At 52.6% G+C, this 21834-nt stretch carries 19 protein-coding genes; 14 read left to right on the forward strand and 5 right to left on the reverse strand.

What is annotated here, in order from left to right; all coding sequences use genetic code 11:
* Positions 1–208: 208 nt before the first annotated feature.
* The 3 genes from Q8O77_RS09695 (at position 209) to Q8O77_RS09705 (ending at position 5222) form a co-directional block, all read left to right on the forward strand.
* Positions 209–1846, forward strand: a complete 1638-nt coding sequence (locus tag Q8O77_RS09695) for a CTP synthase (RefSeq protein ID WP_305552666.1) — start codon at positions 209–211, stop codon at positions 1844–1846.
* A 57-nt stretch (positions 1847–1903) separates the two neighbouring features.
* Positions 1904–3196: a phosphopyruvate hydratase gene (gene eno / locus Q8O77_RS09700; RefSeq protein ID WP_068232426.1), complete on the forward strand. Its 1293-nt coding sequence runs from the start codon at positions 1904–1906 to the stop codon at positions 3194–3196.
* Positions 3197–3413: 217 nt separating this feature from the next.
* Positions 3414–5222: a bifunctional diguanylate cyclase/phosphodiesterase gene (locus Q8O77_RS09705; RefSeq protein ID WP_305552667.1), complete on the forward strand. Its 1809-nt coding sequence runs from the start codon at positions 3414–3416 to the stop codon at positions 5220–5222.
* Here Q8O77_RS09705 and Q8O77_RS09710 read toward each other — a convergent pair.
* Positions 5199–5717 carry a DUF1569 domain-containing protein gene (locus tag Q8O77_RS09710; protein ID WP_305552668.1) on the reverse strand — a complete coding sequence of 173 codons (519 nt, stop codon included), beginning with the start codon at positions 5715–5717 and terminating at the stop codon, positions 5199–5201. The two genes, Q8O77_RS09705 and Q8O77_RS09710, sit on opposite strands and share 24 nt — an antisense overlap.
* Before the next feature lie 167 nt (positions 5718–5884).
* Between Q8O77_RS09710 and Q8O77_RS09715 the strand changes: the two genes are divergently transcribed.
* From Q8O77_RS09715 to rpoS, 11 genes are all read left to right on the forward strand, one after another.
* Positions 5885–6505, forward strand: a complete 621-nt coding sequence (locus Q8O77_RS09715; protein WP_305552669.1) for a hypothetical protein — start codon at positions 5885–5887, stop codon at positions 6503–6505.
* A 63-nt stretch (positions 6506–6568) separates the two neighbouring features.
* Entirely contained in the window at positions 6569–7222 is a 654-nt protein-coding gene (locus Q8O77_RS09720) for a hypothetical protein (RefSeq protein ID WP_305552670.1), read from the forward strand.
* A gap of 73 nt (positions 7223–7295) precedes the next feature.
* Positions 7296–7595, forward strand: a complete 300-nt coding sequence (gene ftsB, locus Q8O77_RS09725) for a cell division protein FtsB (RefSeq protein WP_305552671.1) — start codon at positions 7296–7298, stop codon at positions 7593–7595.
* Positions 7588–8280 (forward strand): 2-C-methyl-D-erythritol 4-phosphate cytidylyltransferase, encoded by a 693-nt coding sequence (ispD, locus tag Q8O77_RS09730; protein WP_305552672.1) that lies wholly within the window; start codon positions 7588–7590, stop codon positions 8278–8280. Before ftsB ends, ispD begins: the two co-directional genes overlap by 8 nt.
* A complete protein-coding gene (gene ispF, locus Q8O77_RS09735; protein ID WP_371133461.1) occupies positions 8280–8759 on the forward strand; it encodes a 2-C-methyl-D-erythritol 2,4-cyclodiphosphate synthase in 480 nt (159 codons plus the stop codon). The genes ispD and ispF overlap by 1 nt, the downstream gene beginning before the upstream one ends.
* Entirely contained in the window at positions 8756–9799 is a 1044-nt protein-coding gene (truD, locus tag Q8O77_RS09740) for a tRNA pseudouridine(13) synthase TruD (RefSeq protein WP_305552673.1), read from the forward strand. The genes ispF and truD overlap by 4 nt, the downstream gene beginning before the upstream one ends.
* 3 nt (positions 9800–9802) lie before the next feature.
* A complete protein-coding gene (gene surE / locus Q8O77_RS09745) occupies positions 9803–10555 on the forward strand; it encodes a 5'/3'-nucleotidase SurE (RefSeq protein ID WP_305552674.1) in 753 nt (250 codons plus the stop codon).
* Position 10556: 1 nt separating this feature from the next.
* A complete protein-coding gene (locus Q8O77_RS09750) occupies positions 10557–11195 on the forward strand; it encodes a protein-L-isoaspartate(D-aspartate) O-methyltransferase (RefSeq protein ID WP_305552675.1) in 639 nt (212 codons plus the stop codon).
* 14 nt (positions 11196–11209) lie between these two features.
* Positions 11210–12109 (forward strand): DUF368 domain-containing protein, encoded by a 900-nt coding sequence (locus Q8O77_RS09755; protein WP_305552676.1) that lies wholly within the window; start codon positions 11210–11212, stop codon positions 12107–12109.
* Entirely contained in the window at positions 12084–13025 is a 942-nt protein-coding gene (locus Q8O77_RS09760; RefSeq protein WP_305552677.1) for a peptidoglycan DD-metalloendopeptidase family protein, read from the forward strand. Before Q8O77_RS09755 ends, Q8O77_RS09760 begins: the two co-directional genes overlap by 26 nt.
* Before the next feature lie 84 nt (positions 13026–13109).
* On the forward strand, positions 13110–14102 hold the full coding sequence (gene rpoS / locus Q8O77_RS09765; protein WP_305552678.1) for an RNA polymerase sigma factor RpoS: 993 nt from the start codon (positions 13110–13112) through the stop codon (positions 14100–14102).
* A gap of 27 nt (positions 14103–14129) precedes the next feature.
* Here rpoS and Q8O77_RS09770 read toward each other — a convergent pair whose 3' ends face one another.
* From Q8O77_RS09770 to Q8O77_RS09785, 4 genes are all read right to left on the reverse strand, one after another.
* Entirely contained in the window at positions 14130–14771 is a 642-nt protein-coding gene (locus Q8O77_RS09770; protein ID WP_305552679.1) for a GntR family transcriptional regulator, read from the reverse strand.
* Entirely contained in the window at positions 14771–15940 is a 1170-nt protein-coding gene (locus Q8O77_RS09775; protein ID WP_305552680.1) for a benzoate/H(+) symporter BenE family transporter, read from the reverse strand. The genes Q8O77_RS09770 and Q8O77_RS09775 overlap by 1 nt, the downstream gene beginning before the upstream one ends.
* 215 nt (positions 15941–16155) lie before the next feature.
* Complete coding sequence (gene mutS, locus Q8O77_RS09780; protein WP_305552681.1) at positions 16156–18714, reverse strand: DNA mismatch repair protein MutS; 2559 nt, start codon at positions 18712–18714, stop codon at positions 16156–16158.
* A gap of 156 nt (positions 18715–18870) precedes the next feature.
* A complete protein-coding gene (locus Q8O77_RS09785) occupies positions 18871–21582 on the reverse strand; it encodes an AAA domain-containing protein (RefSeq protein WP_305552682.1) in 2712 nt (903 codons plus the stop codon).
* Between the last annotated feature and the right edge of the window lie 252 nt (positions 21583–21834).

Below are 21834 nucleotides of genomic sequence, written 5' to 3' on the forward strand. Positions count from 1 at the left end.
CACTCAAGGGGATGGATTAAAAACTTTTTTACTAAATCACATTAGCCAGCAGCTTTACGTTGAGTGGCGATGCGCGCTTTGCTATACTTTCCTCCCGTCCTGATACCAATTCTTGAACAACCGTTGTACCCCAGTGTTTACGCACCGGGCGCTTGGTGTTTTTCTGTTTTGGTATTCATCTATTGATTAACATTGTCTCAGGGGTCTCATGACTACAAGATATATCTTTGTGACGGGTGGTGTGGTTTCCTCCTTAGGTAAAGGCATTGCTGCAGCATCACTGGCAGCTATTTTGGAAGCGCGTGGTCTGAAGGTCACCATCCTCAAACTTGACCCCTACATTAACGTTGACCCGGGCACCATGAGCCCTATTCAACACGGCGAAGTGTTTGTTACCGAAGACGGCGCTGAAACCGATCTTGATCTTGGCCACTATGAGCGCTTTATCCGCACCAAGATGACCAAGCGCAATAACTTTACTCAGGGCCGTATTTACGCCGACGTATTGCGCCGTGAGCGCCGTGGCGATTACCTGGGCGCCACTATTCAGGTTATTCCGCACATTACCAACGAAATTAAAAGCCGCGTAGTCGCCGGTGCTGAAGGCTACGATATTGCTATCGTTGAAATTGGCGGTACTGTTGGTGATATTGAATCGCTGCCGTTTTTAGAAGCCATTCGCCAGTTAGGCACCGAAGTGGGCCGCGAGCGCACGCTGTATATGCACCTGACGCTGGTGCCGTATTTAGGCACTGCCGGTGAGATTAAAACCAAGCCAACCCAGCATTCGGTAAAAGAGCTGCGTTCTATCGGCATTCAGCCGGATATTCTGGTGTGCCGCTCTGACCGTGCAATTCCATCCAACGAGCGCGCTAAAATAGCGCTGTTTACCAATGTGGAAGAAAAAGCGGTTATTTCGTTAAAAGACGTCTCCAGTATTTACCAAATTCCGGCGCTGTTAAAATCACAAGGCCTGGACGATTTAGTCTGCCGCCGTTTTTACATTGAAGCGCCGGAAGCCGACCTGGTTGAGTGGGAGCAGGTGCTGTACCAGGAGTCGAACCCAACCGGCGAAATAACCATTGGTATGGTGGGCAAGTACGTTGAATTGCCGGATGCGTATAAATCGGTAAATGAAGCGCTGGGTCATGCCGGACTGAAAAACCGTGTTAGCGTGCATATTAAATATATCGACTCACAAGATGTTGAGAGCAAAGGCGTTGGCATTTTAGCCGGGTTGGACGGTATTTTAGTGCCGGGCGGTTTTGGCGAGCGCGGCGTTGAAGGCAAAATTCTGGCGGCGCAGTATGCCCGCGAGCATAAAGTGCCGTACCTGGGTATCTGTTTAGGTATGCAGGTGGCGCTGATTGAATTTGCCCGTAACGTCGTGGGTATGAGCCATGCGCATTCCACCGAATTTAACAAAGATACACCTTACCCGGTAGTGGGTTTAATTACCGAATGGCGCGATGCCGACGGCTCAGTGGAAACCCGTTCAGACAAGTCTGATTTGGGCGGCACTATGCGCCTTGGCAGCCAAAACTGTAACCTTGTTGCTAATACCAAAGCCCGTGAAATTTATGCCAAAGCGGTTATTCAGGAGCGGCACCGTCACCGCTATGAAGTGAATAACAACTTACGGCCGCAATTAGAAGAGGCAGGATTAGTGGTGTCGGGCTTGTCGGCTGACAACCAACTGGTAGAGATGATAGAAATACCGTCGCATCCGTTCTTTGTTGCCGGGCAATTTCACCCGGAATTCAACTCGACACCGCGTGATGGTCATCCGCTGTTTCAGGCCTTTGTCGCCGCGGCGTATAAAGTGCAGAAGCAGCAACGCGTATAACTTGTGCTAAGCCGTGTCACCTCACACGGCTTTTTCGTTTTAACAGGGAAACTTAACATGTCTGAAATCGTAAAAATTATCGCCCGCGAAATTATGGATTCACGCGGCAACCCAACAGTAGAAGCTGATGTGTACTTAGCCAGCGGTGCCATGGGCCGTGGTTGCGCCCCGTCCGGTGCCTCTACCGGTTCGCGCGAAGCGTTAGAACTGCGCGACGGCGATAAAAGCCGTTACTTAGGTAAGGGCGTGACTAAAGCAGTAGCCAATATCGACGGCGCGATTCAGGCGGCGTTAAAAGGCAAAAACGCTTACAACCAGGCGCAAATCGATCAGATCATGATCGATTTAGACGGCACTGAAACCAAAAGTAAGCTCGGCGCCAATGCTATTCTGGCGGTGTCATTAGCGGTAGCACGTGCAGCTGCTGCGGATAAAAAAATCCCGTTATACCAGCACATTGCCGATTTAAACGGCACCTCCGGTGTATACAGCATGCCGGTGCCGATGATGAACATTATCAACGGTGGTGAGCACGCTGATAACAACGTGGATATTCAGGAGTTTATGGTGCAGCCGGTAGGCGCCAAAACCTTCGCCGAAGCACTGCGCATGGGCGCCGAGATTTTCCATAGCCTGAAAAAAGAGCTGCAAAAGCGCGGTTTAAATACGGCTGTCGGTGATGAAGGCGGTTTTGCACCGGATCTCAAGTCAAACGAAGAAGCGCTGTCGGTTATCGTTGAGGCAGTAAAAGCTGCTGGCTACGAGATGAATAAAGACATCACCTTAGCGCTGGACTGTGCGGCCTCTGAGTTTTACAAAGACGGCAAATACGTATTAAGCGGTGAGAACAAAAGCTTTGATTCTTATGGCTTTAACGACTATTTAGCCGGTTTAAGCCAGCGTTATCCTATCGTCTCCATCGAAGATGGTTTGGATGAGAGCGACTGGGATGGCTGGAAAGACTTAACCAACAAAATCGGCAGCAAGGTGCAGCTGGTAGGTGATGATTTATTTGTTACCAACACCAAAATTTTAACCCGCGGTATTGAGCAGGGCATTGGTAACTCTATCCTGATCAAGTTTAACCAGATTGGTTCGTTAACCGAAACTCTGGCTGCGATTAAAATGGCCAAAGATGCCGGTTTCACCGCGGTTATTTCACATCGCAGTGGCGAAACCGAAGATGCCTTTATTGCCGACTTAGCCGTAGGCACCGCCGCCGGCCAGATTAAAACCGGCTCACTGTGCCGCTCTGACCGCGTATCTAAATACAACCAGTTACTGCGTATCGAACAAGAGCTGGGCAGCAAAGCGCCATACAAAGGCCGCAGCGAAATTAAAGGCCAGTAATTAGCGTTAGTCACCGCTGACTATCGCCTTATTAACAGGCAAAGCAGCAAAGCCACCGCAAGGTGGCTTTTTTATTACTGAAATGTCAGCGCTTTCACATCTGTAGCTATGTCATATTTTAGTCACACAATGGCTTTACGATAACGCTCTGTCAGGATGGCTGCTGTTATTACTCTGGATAGGACTTTATTAACCTGCATTTAAATGAGTGGCTGTCTTGGGATTAAGTGATTTTCATCGTACCGAGCTTGAGCGTATCCTGGCGCATAAACTGCTTACTCCGCTGTTTCAACCCTTAGTTGCCCTCAGTGACGGCAGTGTCTGGGGCTATGAAGCGCTGATCCGCGGGCCGTCCGACAGTGCGCTGCACTCGCCGATACTGCTGTTTAAAACTGCTCAGGCGTTTGACTTACTTGAAGAGCTGGAGTTGCTGTGCCGGCAAATAAGCATCAATGCTTTTGCTGCTGCCAAGGTAGATGGCTTGCTGTTTCTTAACGTCAATCCGTTGCTGCTGCTAACCTCTGACCATCCCTCCGGCCTGACCAAGAAATATATTCAGCAAGCCGGACTGGAGCCGGATCGCATCGTTATTGAGCTGTCTGAACAGTTTCAGGTAGAAGATACCGGGTTGTTTATCAGTGCGGTAAAGCATTACCGTGACTTCGGCTTTAAAATTGCTATCGACGATTTAGGCAGTGGTTTTTCCGGGCTCAGGCTATGGTCGGAGTTACAACCGGATATCGTCAAAATAGATCGCTATTTTATCGATCAGCTGCATCTGGACCCGATAAAAAAAGCCTTTGTAAAAAACATTATTGAGCTGGCGAAAAATACCCAGTCGGTTATTGTGGCCGAGGGTATTGAAACCAGCGAAGAGCTGATCACCTGCAAAGAATTAGGTGCTGATTTTGGCCAGGGTTATTTGTTGGGCCGGCCGGATGTCAGATTAAAATACGATGCATTGCAGTTGGCGCAATTGCTGCGCACGGATGATAAAGGCCTGGCGCTGAATGATGCGCTGGAGCCGGTGATCAGCCGCACAGCCGCCGTGCCGGACAATACCCCGGCGCAGCAAGTGGCCGACTTGTTCCGTTACGATAAAAACCTGCCCTGTGTCGCTGTGGTAAATCGCGACAATGTACCGGTGGGGATTGTCAGTCGCAGCATGATTAACGAGCGCTTCTCGCATCAGTTTGGCCGTGCCTTGTATGAGAAAAAACCGGTTAAGCATTGTATGGAGCAGGCGCCGCTAATCGTTGATCGGCAATTGTCGCTTGATAAAGTCAGTGCCATTCTCAGTGCCGAAACAGATGAAGACGCCGGCTTATTTTTTATTGTTACCGATAATGCTAAATATTACGGTATTGGCTCGGTGCGCAAAGTGTTGAAACAGATCAGCGAGAATAAAATTCAGCTGGCGCGCTATGCGAACCCGTTAACATTGCTGCCTGGCAATGTGCCGATTAATACCCGCATTGACCAACTGCTGAAGCACAATTTGGCCTTTACTGTGGCTTATATCGATATTGATAACTTTAAGCCCTATAACGATCAGTACGGTTACAGCAAAGGCGATTTAGTGATAGAGCTGCTGGCGCAGATCATTCAGTCGGCCGTGGATCCGACGCAGGACTTTGTCGGCCATATTGGCGGCGACGATTTTATTGTGTTGTTTGCTGCCGACATGCCGCTTGCGGTGGCAGAACGCATCGTGGCTGAATTTGATCAGCGCGTAAGGCACTACTACCTGGAGCAGCATCTGCTGGATAAGGGTTTTAGCGCAAAAGACCGGCTGGGGGCTGAATCTTTCTACCCGCTGCTGAGTATCTCTATCGGCCTGGCGCGACCGGATCCGGCGCTGTGCACCAGCCACCATGATGTGTCTGCGCTGGCCTCAGCGGCCAAACAACAAGCCAAGAAACAACAGGGCTCTGCCATTTTTGTTAATAAAAGGCGCTCGCCGGATATGACGCAGGATACAACATTGTCGGAGCATGCCGTTTCAGCTAAGGCTGATTTGGCTTAAGTGATTTTGCAGGTGCAGATAATGCGCTTTAAAATAATCAATTTTATTCAGCTCACCAAAAGCAAAGTGCGGCTCCAGCCGTCCCTGCCATGCAATAAACTGTTCCAGCGCATAGACTAACTCTGCTTGCGCCACGCTGTTGGGTACCTCTTTTACCAACCCCGGGGCGCCGGGAATGGCTTCATCCAATGGGTGATCCATACTGCCTTTGGCAACAAAGGTGTTAAAGGCAGCTTTGCCGGCCGTTAGCTGAAACAACGCCGGTTTAGCCTGCGGATAGCCGGTCATCGAATAGCGGATGCTTTGCGCACAGTGCTGAAAAATTTCGCTGACATTCCAGTTACCGCTGCTGCTGAGCCGGTCTGCCGGTAAGGCTTTTATCTCGCGCAGCATTTGCCCTAAAGGGTAGTGCCGTAAAGTGGCAATACTTTTAACCCCCAATACCAACACTACAGGTGTGCAAAGCGCACCAATGATAAACTGTCTGCGATTCATTATAAGCCCGCTGTTTGTCCTTGCCGTTATATTTGCTACTTTAGCAGTTAAACGTCGCTCTTAGTTGAGTTTTGCACTTTTATCAAGCTAATCAAAGAAATAATTGCCGAAAAAACCGGCATATGTTAGATTCGTGCAACTTTTATGACACAGGGATGTAGGGCTAAATGCAAGGGAATGTGTTACTGACAGACGCAGAGCGCGGCTTTTTTGCCGAGCTGTTTGACGACAATATTCAGGTTGCCCCTGCGGGGCAGGATGGCCTGAACCATATGATTTCAGTTACCACTGAAGTACCGCAGTTAATTGCCTCGTTATTGGGCAAAGCCACCTTTACCTTATTAGCCGAAGTGGGTAACTACAAACTGTGGTTTCCGCTGGAAATGTCATTGGACGAATTTGGCCAACCTAATCCGGTGCTGGGCATTCCGGAAGTACTGGAATACTGTGGTGCCGAGCGCAGCTGGCGGTTGCAGGCCGAGCCTGAATTACGCCTTGGCGATAAACAATACGCCGGTAAAGTACAGGTGTTGTCGTTGTCCAGCAGCGGTATGGCGTTGCAACCCGACAGCCTGCACACGGCAGAACAACTGATGCAAGCCAATGAATTAACGCTGTGCCTGCCCGATGGCCAACTGTTGCGGCTGGGTATTGAACCGGTGCGGCGCGAGAATAATATCCTCGCAACCCGCATCAGCGCCTGTAAACAAAACCGTGATACCTTGCGCCGTTACCTGTTTCAGAGCCACCGCCAGCGTCATCCGACGTTGTATCAGGGCTTAAGCTAAAAAACGCCAGCTAAACCAGGGGTTTCGCTTTGCAAACGCGCGCTGATTGGCTAACATCTGGCCATGATTGATGCAAGCCGTAACCAACCCCATTTCTGGCAAGTGTCCGGAGAGAATCAAACTTATACCGAGCTGTGTAATGCTTTGTATGAGCGTGAGCTGCTGCGTCTGTCGCGGTTAAGCACCGAGCAACTGTTACGCCTGCCAAATCGCCTGGCCAGTTTACCGTTTTATATCCGCCGTGCGGCGGCAAATATTTTGCAGCAGCGCAGCGAGCTGCAACTGGACAGCCTGAATGCGTCCTGGTATCACCAGCAGGCTGCGGTTTGCCCGGCTCGCAAGCAACAAGCCGATCCGATAGAAGCGTTTTATCGCAAGCATGCCAAACCGGGCCTGATTGTGCCGGTATATATTACGCTGCTGAGCCATGAGCAAATTGTGCTCGACAGTGTCGACGAGGTAGATGTTACCGGCATGCGCTTGCATTGTAATGAACATGGCTGGTTTGCATTTGCCGGTACGCCGTTAGCACAGCAAAACAGCGACAAATTTTTGCTCAAACCGGCCAAAGCCATCCTTACCGCCGCCTGTTGCGGCCATCAGTGGTTAAATGGCAACAGAACACCGCCACGGCTGCTTAGTCTGCGTGAGCTGTTGTTGGCCAGCCGGCTGAATTGGCAGAATTTTGCTAAACCTTTACCGGCCTTATTGCCCTGATGCCGTTATTCCTGCTTTGCAATCAGCCTTTCAGGCTTCATAATAACCGCATTGTATTTAACGAAGCTGCGTTATGCGAATACTTACTGTACTGCTGGTCGTAGTGCTCGGCTTGCTGCAATACCGTTTATGGTTTGGCGAGCACAGCATTGCTGATTATTTTCGCCAGCAAGAAGAACTGAATATACAGGCGGCCAGTAACCTCGAGCTGGAAAAGCGCAACCGCTTATTAAGAGCTGATGTGAAAGATTTACAACAAGGTATTGAAGCTATTGAAGAGCGGGCCCGCAACGAACTGGGGCTGATTAAACAAGACGAGGTGTTTTTCCGCCTGTTTAGTCAACATGCTGCGACAGGCCAAACCAATGACTGAACACACCTCTGTCGCTATCGCGGCGGTAATGCCGGCGGCCGGTATCGGCAAACGGATGCGCTCTGATGTGCCGAAACAATACCTGCAATTGCATGGCAAAACCATTTTAGAACACAGTGTCGCCAGATTGCAGGCCGTGCCTGCGGTTAGTCAAATCTGGTTAGCCTTGGCCGCCGATGATCCTTATTTTGCCGACACGGCGTTGGCACACAGCAATATTATTCGCGTAAAAGGCGGTGCAGAGCGCATGCATTCAGTGCTTAATGCGCTGCAGTTTATCGATGAGCATCAGTATCCGTGGGTGCTGGTGCATGATGCCGCCAGACCGCTGGTGCGCAGCAGCGATATAGAACACTTGATCCAGCGCTGTCTGGCGGTAGAGCAGGGCGGTATTTTAGCCTGCCGCGTGCGTGACACCATGAAACGTGGCGAACTGCAGGTAAGCGAAACTGTTAGCCGTGAGCATTTATGGCACGCTCTGACCCCGCAATTTTTCCCCACCGCCTTGCTACGCGCAGCACTTAAAGATGCTATTACGGCCGGTGTGCATGTTACCGATGAGGCATCGGCGATGGAATGGGCCGGCCACAATGTGCTGCTGGTGGAAGGGCACAGCGACAATATCAAAATTACCCAGCCGGCAGATTTAGCTCTGGCGGCGTTTTATCTGGAGCAAATTGTTTAATGAACATGCGTATTGGCCATGGTTTTGATGTGCACGCTTTTGGCGGTGCAGGCCCGGTAACCCTGGGTGGCGTAAAAATTGATTATGCACAGGGCCTTGTTGCGCACTCCGACGGCGATGTGGTGCTGCATGCTTTATCCGACGCCCTGTTAGGTGCGTTAGCGCTGGGCGATATAGGCCATCATTTCCCCGACACCGACGCCGCTTTTAAAGGTATCGACAGTCGGATTTTATTGCGTAAGGTGTTTGCTGAGGTATCTGCTGCCGGGTATAAAATCGGCAATCTGGATATCACTGTGATGGCGCAGGCACCGAAAATGGCACCGCATATTGCCGCTATGCGCCGTTGTATTGCCGCTGATTTGGCCTGTGAGCTGTCGCAGGTAAATGTGAAAGCTACCACCACAGAAAAGCTGGGCTTTGTCGGGCGCAAAGAAGGTATAGCAGCAGAAGCCGTGGTGCTGCTGGTTGGTGTATGACGGCCATGCAACCGTTGCAATATCTGTATGGCGAACCGGCAGCAACAGGGCTTTTGCGCCAGCAGGCAGACGATTTTATTGTTGAAGAGCAGCTTAATTTCAGCCCGAGCGGTGCCGGTGAGCATATTCTGCTGTATATCGAAAAGACCGGCCAAAACACCCAATATGTGGCAAAACAATTGGCAGAACTAACCGGCTTGCGTGCACGGGACATCAGTTACGCCGGGCTGAAGGACCGCCATGCCGTAACGCGGCAGTGGTTTTGTTTTAAATGGCCGATAAAACAGGAGCTGGACTGGCAAAGCTGGCAGCTTGAGGGCTGCACGATACTGCAGATGCTGCGGCATTATCGTAAGCTGCGTTTAGGCGCACTTAAAGCCAACTGCTTTAACATTCGCTTACGCCAGGTATCAGACTGTGCAGAACTGCTGCAGCGCGCAGAGCAGCTGCACTGTGGCGTGCCTAATTACTACGGTGAACAACGCTTTGGCATTAACGGCGGCAATTTAGCTCTGGCAGAGCAATTGTTTAACGGCCACAGCATTACCGATCGCAAGTTACGCGGTTTGGCGCTGTCGGCGGCGCGTTCGTTTTTATTTAACTGCCAGCTCAGCGCCAGAATCGGCGCCGGGCGGTTTAATACCGTGCTCGATGGCGACGTATTGCAACTGGATGGCAGCGGGTCGGTATTTCGCGCGCCGCAAGCAGATGCCACCTTGCAGCAACGCCTGGCAGAGCACGATGTTCACCTTACGGCAGCTTTGCCCGGCATTGGCGAGCCGATGGTAAGCGGGCCGGCGGCAGAGCAAGAACAGGCAGCGCTAGCCGCTTATCCGCTATTGCTGCAGGGCTTACAGGATTACCGGCTTAAAGCCGAGCGGCGCGCCATGCGGCTGGTGCCGCAACAGTTACAACTGCAACAGGATGGCAATGATATTGTTATAAGCTTTGCCTTGCCGGCCGGCTGTTTTGCCACCAGCGTACTGCGTGAATTACTGCAGTACCGCGATTGTGGCCGCAAGACGACAGAAATGGAGTAACAGATGCGGATTTTACTAAGCAATGATGATGGTGTGCACGCCAAAGGCATGCAGGTGTTGCAACAGGCATTGAGCCAGTTTGCGGATGTCACTACAGTAGGGCCGGATCGCAACTGCAGTGGTGCCAGCAATTCGTTAACCCTGATTAACCCGCTGCGGGTGCAGCATATGGAAAATGGCTTTTATTCGGTTAACGGCACGCCAACCGATTGCGTGCATCTGGCGATCAGTCAGTTATTGGATTTCACCCCCGATTTAGTAGTGGCCGGTATTAACCATGGTGCTAACTTAGGTGACGATGTATTGTATTCCGGTACCGTTGCTGCTGCCACCGAAGGCCGCCATTTAGGCTTGCCGGCCATTGCCGTCAGCCTGGCCGGACGGGATGAAGAGCATTTTGCCACGGCGGCCTTTGTTACAGCCCAGGTGATTAAACAATTGAAATCGCACCCGCTGCCGGCCGACCAAATTTTAAATATCAATGTACCGGCGGTCAGTATTGAACAGTTAAAAGGTATTCAGGTGACACGGCTTGGCCGGCGGCATAAAGCCGAAACCATGACCAGTGCCACCGATCCCTGGGGGCGGACTATATACTGGTACGGCTCGTTGGGGCCGGAGCTGGATGCCGGCGAAGGCACAGATTTTCACGCTATAGCCAATGGCTATGCATCGATAACGCCGCTGCAAATTGATATGTCTGCTTATAAAAGCATGGACAGATTAAAACAATGGTTAGAGGGGATCAGGTTGTAATATGGCAGTCGCGACATCACGCAGCGCCGCGGTACTGGCGCAAAAACTTCAAAGCGACGGCATTACTAATGCACAGGTATTAGCCGCTATAGCCCATACACCACGCCATGTGTTTGTTGAGGCGGTGCTGGCACACAAAGCCTACGAGAATACTGCTTTGCCGATTGGTCAGGGCCAGACGATTTCGCAACCTTATATTGTTGCCCGCATGACAGAGTTGCTGTTACAAGACAAAGCGCCGGGTAAGGTATTGGAAATCGGCACCGGCTCCGGCTATCAAACTGCGATTTTGGCGCGGCTGTTTTGCCATGTCTGCAGTGTTGAGCGCATTAAAGCGTTGCAGTTTCAGGCTAAGCGCCGCTTGCAGCAATTAGACTTACACAATGTTTCGATGAAACACGGCGACGGCTGGCAGGGTTGGCCCAGCAAAGCACCGTTTGACAGCATTATAGTTACCGCGGCGCCAACGGAAGTGCCGGTGGCACTGCTGCAGCAACTGACTGATGGTGGCCGTTTAGTGATCCCCGTGGGTTTGCATGACCAGGTGCTGCGGGTGTATCAACGCAACGGTGACGAAATCAGCAGCAAAGATATTGAAGCGGTGCGTTTTGTGCCGCTGGTTCCCGGCGAATTAGCCTGATTTAAGGATAGCGCATGCAGTATATACAATGGATGATAAAAGGCCTGGCTATGGGCGCGGCCGATGTGGTACCCGGTGTATCCGGCGGTACTCTGGCCTTTATTTTGGGTATTTATGAGCGCTTACTGGCTGCGATCAGTAGTTGCAACCTGCAGGCCTTAGGCTTATTGCGTCGGGGCCGTTTTAAGGCGCTGTGGCAACATATCGACGGCACTTTCCTGCTGTGTTTATTCAGCGGCATCTTACTGAGTATTTTCTCGCTGGCCGGAGTGATCAGCTATTTACTGCAACACCGGCCTATTCCGCTGTGGGCTTTATTTACCGCGCTTATTCTTACTGCGTTACCGCACCTGTGCCGTAGCCTGCGCTGGAACACCGTGCGGTTGCTACTTTGTTTGTGCGGCATAGTGTTTGCGGTAATGGTTGGTATGTTAACACCAAGAGAGCTGCAGCCGGCCAGTTGGATGTTCTTTATCGCCGGGGCTGTGGCTATTTGCGCCATGATCCTGCCCGGTATTTCCGGCAGTTTTATTTTACTGATGTCGGGTATGTACGCGCCGGTATTGTTGGCGGTTACCGAGTTGCAGCTGGGCGTGTTGGCATTATTTATGTTGGGTTGCATTATAGGTTTACTGGGCTTTTCCCGTGTGCTTAACTGGCTGCTGCAACATTATCACGACGCCAGTCTGGCGCTGCTGATTGGCATCGTGATAGGCGCACTGTATCGCATCTGGCCATGGCAACTGGAGCAGCAGCTTTATTTGCCGTGGCAGTATGCCGCCAAAGCCGGCCAGGCAGATATCACAGCGGCACTGCTTAGCGCCGCCGCCGGTGTCATTATTATGGTGTTGCTACTGAATTTGGAAAAGTGGCTTAACCCGGCTGTGGATGGCCGCAAGCAGACAGCAGACTAAAAAGGAGTCGGGTATTCGTTGTTCTTACCACCGCAATCTGCAGCTGATATTACGTCGCCGCGCCAAATTGGCCGGCAAGGCGGCGCTGTTGCTGTTGTTTCTTGCGGTGGCAGGCTGCTCTTCCGGCTCCGGTCCGGCACCGGTTACTACGCTGGAACTGCGGGAGAACTTTTACCAGCAGCGTAACCGCGGCACCTTAAACAGCAGCAGCTATACAGTGCAGCGCGGCGATACCCTGTATTCTATTGCGTTCCGGGCCGGTAAAGATGTGCGCGAGCTGGCCGGTATTAATGGCATTGCCAATCCTTATACTATTTACCCCGGCCAGGTCATTCGCTTCTCTGGTAAGGCGAAACCGGTAGCGCGCAAGCCGGCAAAACCGGCAGTAGTGGCAAAACAAAATACAAATAAGAACAATTCAAGCCAAGCAAAATCAAATAGTTCGGTAAAACCGGCTAAACCTGTTGCACCAAAAAATCAAAAGGGTTATGTTCAAACCACGCCTGCAAAAAATAACAAAACCGCGCACTCTACCCTAAATAGGGACTTGGTGCAATGGCAGTGGCCGGTTAAAGGTAAAATAATTTCCGGCTTCTCCCATCAGCAACAAGGTAATAAGGGTATAGACGTAGCCGGGCGGGAAGGCGACAGAGTTAATGCTGCTGCCAGTGGTCAGGTGGTGTACGCCGGTAACGCGTTAAGGGGCTACGGCAATTTAATTATTATTAAACACAATGATGATTACTTAAGTGCTTACGCACATAACCGTAAGTTACTGGTAGCAGAGAAACAAATGGTAACTGCAGGACAGCAAGTTGCCGAGTTGGGTAGTACCGATGCAACAGATCCACGTTTGCATTTTGAGATCCGGTTTCGCGGCAGTTCGGTCGACCCACTGAAATACTTACCAAAATAATAAGATCGACAACATAAGTAATATCAGGAATGGATGCGATACGCCTTAGCTGGCCCCTGACCCTGTAGACGTGGGAGAAAGGATATGGGACAAAAAAGTAGTGATGATGAAGTTTTAGAGTTTAAAGACGACGAGCTGAACGAAGATGCGATGCTCGATGACGACGCGGAGCCGGATGCCGCCGCACTCGTTACAGAAGAAAGCAGTAGTGATGACGTGTTTGCCCGCGATGACAGCCAGAAAACTATGGATGCCACGCAAATTTATCTGGGCGAAATAGGTTTTTCTCCTTTACTGTCGGCAGAAGAAGAAGTGTATTTTTCCAGGCTGGCGTTAAAAGGTGATCAAGCCGCGCGCAAACGCATGATCGAAAGTAACTTACGTTTAGTGGTAAAAATTGCCAGACGCTATATTAACCGCGGTTTGGCGCTGCTCGACCTGATAGAAGAGGGCAACCTTGGTCTTATCCGTGCGGTAGAGAAATTTGACCCCGAGCGCGGTTTCCGTTTCTCAACCTATGCTACCTGGTGGATCCGTCAAACCATAGAACGGGCCATCATGAACCAAACCCGCACTATTCGTTTACCCATTCATGTGGTTAAAGAACTGAATATTTACTTGCGCGCCGCGCGTGAGTTATCACAAAAGCTGGACCACGAACCGACACCGGAAGAAATTGCCAGCGCGCTGGACAGGCCGGTAGAAGAAGTGCGTAAAATGCTGAAGTTAAATGAGAAAATAACCTCAGTAGATACACCGGTGGCTGGTGCGTCGGAAAAACAGTTGCTGGATGTTATTGCCGACGAAAAAGAGCTGGGGCCGGAAACCGAACTGCAGGACGAAGATATTCGTCAGCATTTGGTGGTATGGCTTAATGAGCTGAACCCAAAACAGCGCGAGGTATTGGCGCGGCGGTTTGGTTTGCTGGGATATGAACCGTCAACATTAGAAGATGTCGGCCATGAAATTGGTTTAACCCGCGAACGGGTGCGGCAAATTCAGGTAGAAGCGCTGCGACGCTTACGGGAAATTGTTACCCATCAGGGTTTGAATATCGAAACCCTGTTCCAGGATTAAGCTCTGCTTACTACAAACAAGGCGCTCTCAGGCGCCTTGTTGTTTTTGCAGCCACTGCACCAGCAAATTACCGGCAGCAGCAATATGCCGCGTCAGTAGCTCGCTGGCCAGATAAGTATTGCCACTGCGTAATAAACTAAGCAGTTCGGCATGTTCCGCCGCACTGGTATCGGCATAGGCCAGTGCTTGTTCCTGGTAGCCCAGATAGCGCGATACCTGCTGGTGTAACTGATCCAGTAAGCGCAACAAGTGCGGTTTGGCGCAGCTTTGATACAAGATGCGGTGAAACTGCCAGTTCAACTCGCCGCGCTGATACGGTGCCAACTGTGTATTAGCCGCGATATAGGCCAGCAAGTCTTCAGCCTGGCCCAATTGGCTGAAGCTGAGGTTGGCCGCAGCCAGGGTTAACGCCAGCGGTTCCAGCTGTAAACGCAACATGCACAGCTCTTCTGCTTCAGTGGCGCTAAAGCCCGGTACCTGCATACCGGCTTTACCATGTGCTGCTAACCAGCCTTCGCTCATCAGTGCGTGCTGCGCATCGCGCACCACGATGCGGCTGACAGCATAGTGCTGCGCCAGTTGCTGTTGCGTCAACACTTGGCCCGGAGCCCAATGCTGCAGCTGAATATCCTGTTTTAGTTGTTGATACAGTTGCTGTTTTTTTAGCATCAGCGGCTCCGGCGCAGGCCGTTAACCAGTAGTAAGGTTAAGCCGCCGGCAATAATGCCCCAAAATGCCGCGGCGATACCAAAAAAGCTGATACCCGACGCGGTAACCAGTAAGGTCACGACCGCAGCTTCCCGATGTTCGCCCTCAGCGGTAGCTACTGCCAGATTCGCCCCTATGGTGCCCAGCAGTGCCAGCCCGGCCAGCGCGGCAATCATCTCTTTGGGAAAAGCGGCAAATAAGGCTACAACGGTGGCACCGGCAAGGCCTGCCAGCAGGTAAAACACGCCGGCGGCAATGCCGGCAATATAGCGCTTATCTTTATCCGGGTGCGCTTCAGCGCCGGTGCAAATGGCCGCGGTAATGGCAGCAAGGTTAATCGAGAATGCGCCCCAGGGCGCTAACAACAGAGTAGATAAGGCGGTGCTGCTGATCAATGGCGACACCGGTGTTTGGTAACCACTGGTGCGGATAACCGCGACGCCCGGGATATTTTGTGATGCCATGGTAACCAGCAGCAGCGGCAGGCCAACACCGAGCAGGGCGCTGAGTGACCAATGCGGTGTTACCCAAACCGGCGTGGTCAGGCTTAACGTAACAGCGGCGTAGTCAAACTGGCCTTGCAGCACTACGGTGACTAAGCCGCTGAGTAATACCCATAAAATGGCATAGCGCGGCATAAAGCGTTTGGCCAGCAAGTAGCTGATGCACATCAGGCCAACTAACAATAACTGGCTTTGTAGTGAGGTAAAAATACTTAAACCAAATTGCAGTAAAATGCCGGCTAACATGGCGCTGGCCAGCGGCAGCGGAATAAGCCGTGTTAATTTATCAAACCAGCCGCTGATACCAATAACAACGCCCAGTGCGGCCGTAAAAATAAACACGCCCACGGCCTCGTTAATGGTTAATCCCTGCAGGCTGGTGGCCAGCAGCGCAGCGCCAGGGGTAGACCAGGCGGTAATAACCGGTGCCTTGTAATACCAGGACAGACCAATACAGGTAGCGGCCATACCGATACCCAGTGCCAGCAACCAGGACGCCATGATGTCCTGAGTGGCGCCAGCCGCCGCTGCCGCTTGCAATACAATCGCCACTGAACTGGCAAAGCCTACCAGCACGGCGACAAAACCGGCGACGACCGCCGACAGGCTGAGATCTTTAATCCACATAAACTAACTCAAACTAAAAAAGTATACCTAATTTAAAATGTATACATTTTTTGTCAAGTAATTACAGTGAAAGGGATGCAGATTAGTGTTGCGGCCCGAACCGGTTTGTCCACGCTGACACGCCGTAAATACATCCCTGTAGGCTCGATTCGGCCATCCTGGCCTGCAACGGTCAGCTTAGAACAAGCCGATTCTGGTTAGAGTGCCCATCGGAGTTATAGCTGTTGCTTTAGCTGATATAACAACTCCAGTGCCTGGCGGGCGGTTAAATCATCCGGGTTAATCGTACGCAGCTGATCCACCACCGGGTGTTCTTCGTGCAACAAACTCAGTTGTGGTTGTATGGTTGCTGCAGCTTTCAGCGGCGCTGTACTGCTGTGCTGCTCCAGTTCGGTTAATTTATGCCGTGCGCGCTGAATTACCGCTTTAGGCACACCTGCCAGCTGGGCTACCTGCAAGCCGAAACTTTTGCTGGCGGCGCCGTCCTGCACGTGGTGCATAAACACTATATCATCACCATGCTCTACCGCATCCAGGTGCACATTGGCTAAGCCTGGCAGCTGCTCCGCCAGCTCGGTCAGCTCAAAGTAATGGGTAGCAAACAGGGTTAAGGCCTTAATTTTTCCGGCCAAATAGTCGGCACAGGCCCACGCCAGGCTTAAGCCGTCATAGGTGCTGGTACCGCGGCCTATTTCGTCCATCAGCACTAAGCTATGCTCAGTGGCATGGTGCAAAATAGTGGCGGTTTCGGTCATTTCTACCATAAAAGTAGAGCGGCCGGAGGCCAGATCATCTGAGGCGCCGATACGGGTAAAAATGCGGTCTATCGGGCCTATTTGCGCTTTTGCCGCCGGCACAAAACAGCCGATACAGGCCATTAGAGTGATCAGTGCAGTTTGGCGCATATAGGTCGATTTACCGCCCATATTCGGCCCGGTAATCATCAGCATGCGGCGCTGGCTGTTTAATGTCAGCGGGTTGGCAATAAACGGCTCGGTTAATACCTGCTCTACCACCGGGTGGCGCGCTTGCTCCAGCACTATGCCGGTTTGGCTGCTCAGCTGTGGCCGGCAGTAGTTCAGGCTGTCGGCGCGTTCGCTAAAGGTGCACAGCACATCCAGTTCGGCCAGTACCAGCGACAGTTGCTGCAGTGGTGCCAGGAAGGGCGCGGTCAGCTCAAATAATTGCTCGTACAGCTGTTTTTCCAGCGCTAAGGCTTTGCTTTGGCTGCCCAGTACCTTGTCTTCGTATTCCTTTAACTCCGGAATAATATAACGCTCGTTGTTTTTCAGCGTCTGGCGTCGTACATACTCCGGCGGTACTTTGGTATCGGCACTGCGGCCGGTTTCAATGTAATAGCCATGAATACGGTTAAAGCCCACTTTAAGCGAGGCGATGCCGGTGCGCTCGCGTTCGCGCAGTTCTAACTGTTCTAAATAATCGGTGGCACCGGTTGCCAGCGCACGCCAGTGATCCAGCTCTGTGTTGTAGCCCGGCGCAATAACGCCGCCATCACGAATTAATACCGGCGGCGCTTCTACGATGGCTTGCTCCAGCAACTGGCATAGCTGTGGCAGCGGTTGGGCGGCCTGGCCGATTTGCTTTAGCAAGGCGCTGTTAAACGGTGCCAGTTGCGGCGCTAACAGTGGCAACTGCTGCAGGGCCTGACGCAGCCGGGCAAAATCACGTGGCCTGGCACTGCGCAGCGCCAGCCGCGCTATTACCCGCTCTATATCGCCGATGTGTTTTAACAGCGGCTGCAGTTGTTCATATTCTGTGGCCAGCTCTGTTACCGCATCCAGCCTGGCATTGATCTGGTTTTGATCGCGCAGCGGTGCATGGATCCAGCGTTTTAATAAGCGCGAGCCCATGGCGGTTTGGCTGCGATCGAGCACCGCGGCCAGGGTATGCTCATAGTTACCGGCCAGGTTTTGCGTCAGCTCCAGGTTACGCCGTGTTGCTGCGTCCAGTACGATATTGTCCTGCGAGCGCTCCAGTGCCACGGCGCGGATATGCGGCAGGGCAGTGCGCTGGGTGTCTTTAACATACTGCATCACACAACCGGCCGCCATTAACGCTACCGGCGCATCGTCAACGCCAAAACTGAGTAAGTCTTTAGTACCGAATTGCCGACATAACAAACGCTTAGCGGTAGCCAGCTCAAACTCCCACACCGGGCGGCGGCGTGCGCCTTTGCGCTTTTCCACTAAATAGCTGTCGGCAAAATCTTCCGGGTAGAGTAATTCTGCCGGGTTCAGCCGCTGCAGCAGCGCGGCTAAGTCGTCGACATTATCAACCTGATTCAGCAAAAAACGGCCGCTGCTAAGATCCAGCTGCGCCAAACCATACTGGCCGCGCAGCACACTGATGGCGCAGAGCAAATTGTCCTGGCGCTCATTTAACAAGGCTTCATCGGTAACAGTGCCGGGGGTAACAATACGTACCACCTTGCGTTCGACCGGGCCCTTGCTGGTGGCCGGGTCGCCAATTTGTTCGCAAATTGCGGCAGACTCACCCAGTTGCACCAGCCGGGCTAAATAGCCCTCTACGGCATGGTAGGGTACGCCGGCCATCGGTATAGGTGTGCCGGCGCTTTGGCCGCGTTTGGTCAGCGAGATATCCAGCAAGGCAGAGGCCCGTTTGGCATCGTCGTAAAATAACTCGTAAAAGTCGCCCATACGGTAAAACAGCAGGATGTCGGGGTGCTGACTTTTTAAACCCAAATATTGCTGCATCATTGGGGTATGAGAAGACAAGTCTTTGATTATATTCATACAGATGTTCTTATCCGCAGCTGTTAGCGATGATAAAGCCACGAATTATAACAGAAGTTTGTCAGTGCGGGGGATCGTCATACACAAGCCGTAACTATTTATAAAAGTTTGAGTTATGGTAGTATGGCTACGATTATTTTAGTAAACCTAAACTGATTACGCGTCGAGCGCTGGGCTCGCCCACTGGGCGATAAAGTCTGCGATTCTCTCTTCGATACGACTCTCGACGGTGCGCAGTCGCAGGATGGAAATACCGCTTTTCGTCAGAATACCGCTCTTCAAGGCGTCCCGCGCCGCCTGATCCGGCTGCTCGTGGGAGCCTCCATCGACTTCGATCACCCCCAGCGGGGTCTTGCCCACCTTGAAATAGATCACGAAATCGCAACTGGCACGTGCCATGAAGGCCCGCTCGCGTTGCGTCAAATCCGGGTTACTCGGTGATGCGATCTGATCCAGTTTGATCTGGTCGTGACACATCAACGCCTGACACGACGGATCGGACAGCGCCTCGCGTAGCAGTTGCGCTGCGATCTGCTCGGATTTGTAGCGTGAATCCTTGGATCGCAAGCGGTCGTTCAAGCGTGCCAGAGATTGGTCGTATTCGCGGTACAGCAGGTCGAAGGCCGATACGACGGGTGCACGCACAACCTGATCATCCTGCGCATAATACGCGACGTAGCGCATCAAGGCCGCAATGTGACCGTTGTTTCCGGTGAACACCTCGTCGCCCGTCACCAGAATGAAACGGTGCTTCGCCCGGGACACCGCCACGTTGATCATGCGCGGGTCATCGACGAAATCCAGGCGCTTGCGCTCCTGGTTGTAGTGTTTCTTGTCCAGCACGGTAGAAAAAACGATCTCGTCGCACTCCCGCCCTTGGAACTTATGCACGGTGTCCTTAACGAAATTCGCTGGCAGGTGCGTACCGGAGAGGTTGACCTGTGCCCGGAACGGCGCGATGAAACCACGGCCTTCGCCATCCAGCCCGACAGCCTCGCCCTCGTCGTCGAGCAGCTTGAGCAGGGAATCAAGCTCCCGCAAGTTAGTGTTTTGCCGAGCATGGTTGCCCTTTGCGGTCACTACCAGGCGCAGCGGGGCTTCGCCCTTGTCCTCGGTCATGGGCACCAGCGCGTTGTCGTAGAACTGCTGGTTGCAGAACTGAATGATTCTGGGATGGCAGCGGTAATGCTCTTTCAGCAGGGTTCTGGGCAGCGCCTCCTCGAACACGCCGATGCACGAATCGAGCAGGCTGTAGCGCTCGCAATCGTAGGCGTCGGCGGGCGCCTGCAGGCCCAGCGCCACTGGAATGTGTGCCAACTGGCGGTTGTCGCCGACGACGATAAGATTCTTTGCGCAGCCTAGCGCCAGAATGCCCGGCACGATGTCCTGCAACGAGGCCTCGTCGATGATCGCGTAGTCGAGAATCGCCCCCGGCGCAATCGAATTGACAATGGAGTGGGTGCCGCTGCCCAGGATCGGAAAACGCTGCACGAAGGCATCGAACTGCTTGCGGTAGGTTTTGGCATCGAAGCTGTACGATGGCCGCGCCTTACGTTGTAGATGCTGCTTCAGATGGCGCATCGATGCCGTCTTCAATGCCTCTAGCAAGACCTCGAAATTTCCGCGCGCCAGCGATTCGCGGCATGCCAGCAGCTCAGCCTCTTTCTCTTGCAACGCTTTGTCGTAGTAGTGCATCTGCAGGGCACGAAAGACGGACAGGCGCGCATCCCCGTGAACGAAAGGCCTGGCGCGAAAAATTCTGAAGCTGAACAGCAGCTCTATGCGATCTTTAAGGCGAATGCGCTGCTCGCCGAGATGGGCAAGGTAGGCCATCAGGTCCGTGGTCTTGTGCGGCGACAGTCCGTACTTGTCCAGCGAGGCTGCGGCCGGTATGCCGCTGTCTGCCTGCCACTGCTGCAGGTGGCGTCGCTCAATAGTGAGCTCATCGAGCTCGACCTGCAGTTGCGCCGCCCGATTGTGATCGTGCAAGAGCTGCTTCAAGCGGGCCAGCAGGGCCTGAATTTCATCCAGAGTCGGTGCAGGCTCGGGTTCGCTCGATGGCCAGGGTGGCAGGGCGGCGAAGAAATCCTTACGGTTGTCCTGGTTACCGAGTTTGGCGATCAGGTGGCCCAGGCTGCATTTCTCCAGCTTCTCGTAGACGTTGTCCACCGCCGTATTGTTGTTGGATAGCACCGCCACCGTCTGCCCGCGCAGCAGAATATTGGCGAGGATGTTGAGGATGGTTTGGGTCTTGCCGGTTCCCGGCGGCCCTTCGATCACACTGACCTGCGCGCTGAAGGCCTGCTCGACCGCCGCAAGCTGGCTCTCGTTCACCCCGAATGGATAGATCAAGCCTTTGCCCGCTGCCAGCGCTCCATTCCGTGCCGTGCAATAGGCATGCAAGGCGGTGTCAGCACTAGCAGGTAGTTTTTCCAGTTGGTGCACCACATTGGCGGCGATCTCACGGTCACTCTTCGACACCGCGCGATCCTGCCGGGCATTCGCCACGGCCGTGAAATAGTGGAAGACTGGCGCGTCCTTCATCGCCGTCGGCGCGGCAAAGCCGATACCTTCCATTTTGTAGACGTAGGGCTTGTCGGCGTCTGGATAGTGCACGACGGCATATCGCTCGCCGTAGATCGTCGCTTTGGCAATGGGCGTGACGATCGTGCTGCCGGGCTTGGTCAGCAACATCTCGCCCAACTCGCGGGTGGGTGAAACACGGCAGTCGCCAAGCGGGCGCGTGTAGGTTTTCTTGGAGGGGTAATAGCAGGTCAGTTGCAGGGCTTTATACTTGTCGTTCCAGTAAATCGCCCAGTCGCTGATCTTCGCGGTCTTGTCCTCCCCACCCACCTGAATCGAAACCATACATCCCTTATTCTTTCGCGAAAATTAATTTTGACCTGATAATCATCTAGCCTAAGTGGCCTTAGACGGCCTCCGAGTAAATAGCTATTTTTTGATTGACGTCAAAAAAACTATGTACAAGAAGGCCGTCGGAAATTGTATGTCGAGATTGACCTTCATTCCAATAATTCCGTGTTAGTTATTATTGATGAAAACGATAAGGTCATTTATTCCAAACGTTTACCGAACGATACACAGGCTACTTCCTTACCT

Origin of the sequence: Rheinheimera sp., from assembly GCF_030690345.1 — a bacterium.
Lineage (GTDB): Bacteria > Pseudomonadota > Gammaproteobacteria > Enterobacterales > Alteromonadaceae > Alishewanella.

Coding starts and splice junctions, on each gene's coding strand:
- truD (WP_305552673.1), top strand. CDS start 8,756: ATGACGGCCATGCAACCGTTGCAATATCTGTATGGCGAACCGGCAGCA.
- Q8O77_RS09710 (WP_305552668.1), bottom strand. CDS start 5,717: ATGAATCGCAGACAGTTTATCATTGGTGCGCTTTGCACACCTGTAGTG.
- Q8O77_RS09775 (WP_305552680.1), bottom strand. CDS start 15,940: ATGTGGATTAAAGATCTCAGCCTGTCGGCGGTCGTCGCCGGTTTTGTC.
- rpoS (WP_305552678.1), top strand. CDS start 13,110: ATGGGACAAAAAAGTAGTGATGATGAAGTTTTAGAGTTTAAAGACGAC.
- ispD (WP_305552672.1), top strand. CDS start 7,588: ATGACTGAACACACCTCTGTCGCTATCGCGGCGGTAATGCCGGCGGCC.
- Q8O77_RS09750 (WP_305552675.1), top strand. CDS start 10,557: ATGGCAGTCGCGACATCACGCAGCGCCGCGGTACTGGCGCAAAAACTT.
- Q8O77_RS09720 (WP_305552670.1), top strand. CDS start 6,569: ATGATTGATGCAAGCCGTAACCAACCCCATTTCTGGCAAGTGTCCGGA.
- Q8O77_RS09715 (WP_305552669.1), top strand. CDS start 5,885: ATGCAAGGGAATGTGTTACTGACAGACGCAGAGCGCGGCTTTTTTGCC.
- Q8O77_RS09695 (WP_305552666.1), top strand. CDS start 209: ATGACTACAAGATATATCTTTGTGACGGGTGGTGTGGTTTCCTCCTTA.
- eno (WP_068232426.1), top strand. CDS start 1,904: ATGTCTGAAATCGTAAAAATTATCGCCCGCGAAATTATGGATTCACGC.
- mutS (WP_305552681.1), bottom strand. CDS start 18,714: ATGAATATAATCAAAGACTTGTCTTCTCATACCCCAATGATGCAGCAA.
- Q8O77_RS09785 (WP_305552682.1), bottom strand. CDS start 21,582: ATGGTTTCGATTCAGGTGGGTGGGGAGGACAAGACCGCGAAGATCAGC.
- Q8O77_RS09770 (WP_305552679.1), bottom strand. CDS start 14,771: ATGCTAAAAAAACAGCAACTGTATCAACAACTAAAACAGGATATTCAG.
- ftsB (WP_305552671.1), top strand. CDS start 7,296: ATGCGAATACTTACTGTACTGCTGGTCGTAGTGCTCGGCTTGCTGCAA.
- Q8O77_RS09760 (WP_305552677.1), top strand. CDS start 12,084: ATGGCCGCAAGCAGACAGCAGACTAAAAAGGAGTCGGGTATTCGTTGT.
- surE (WP_305552674.1), top strand. CDS start 9,803: ATGCGGATTTTACTAAGCAATGATGATGGTGTGCACGCCAAAGGCATG.
- Q8O77_RS09755 (WP_305552676.1), top strand. CDS start 11,210: ATGCAGTATATACAATGGATGATAAAAGGCCTGGCTATGGGCGCGGCC.
- ispF (WP_371133461.1), top strand. CDS start 8,280: ATGAACATGCGTATTGGCCATGGTTTTGATGTGCACGCTTTTGGCGGT.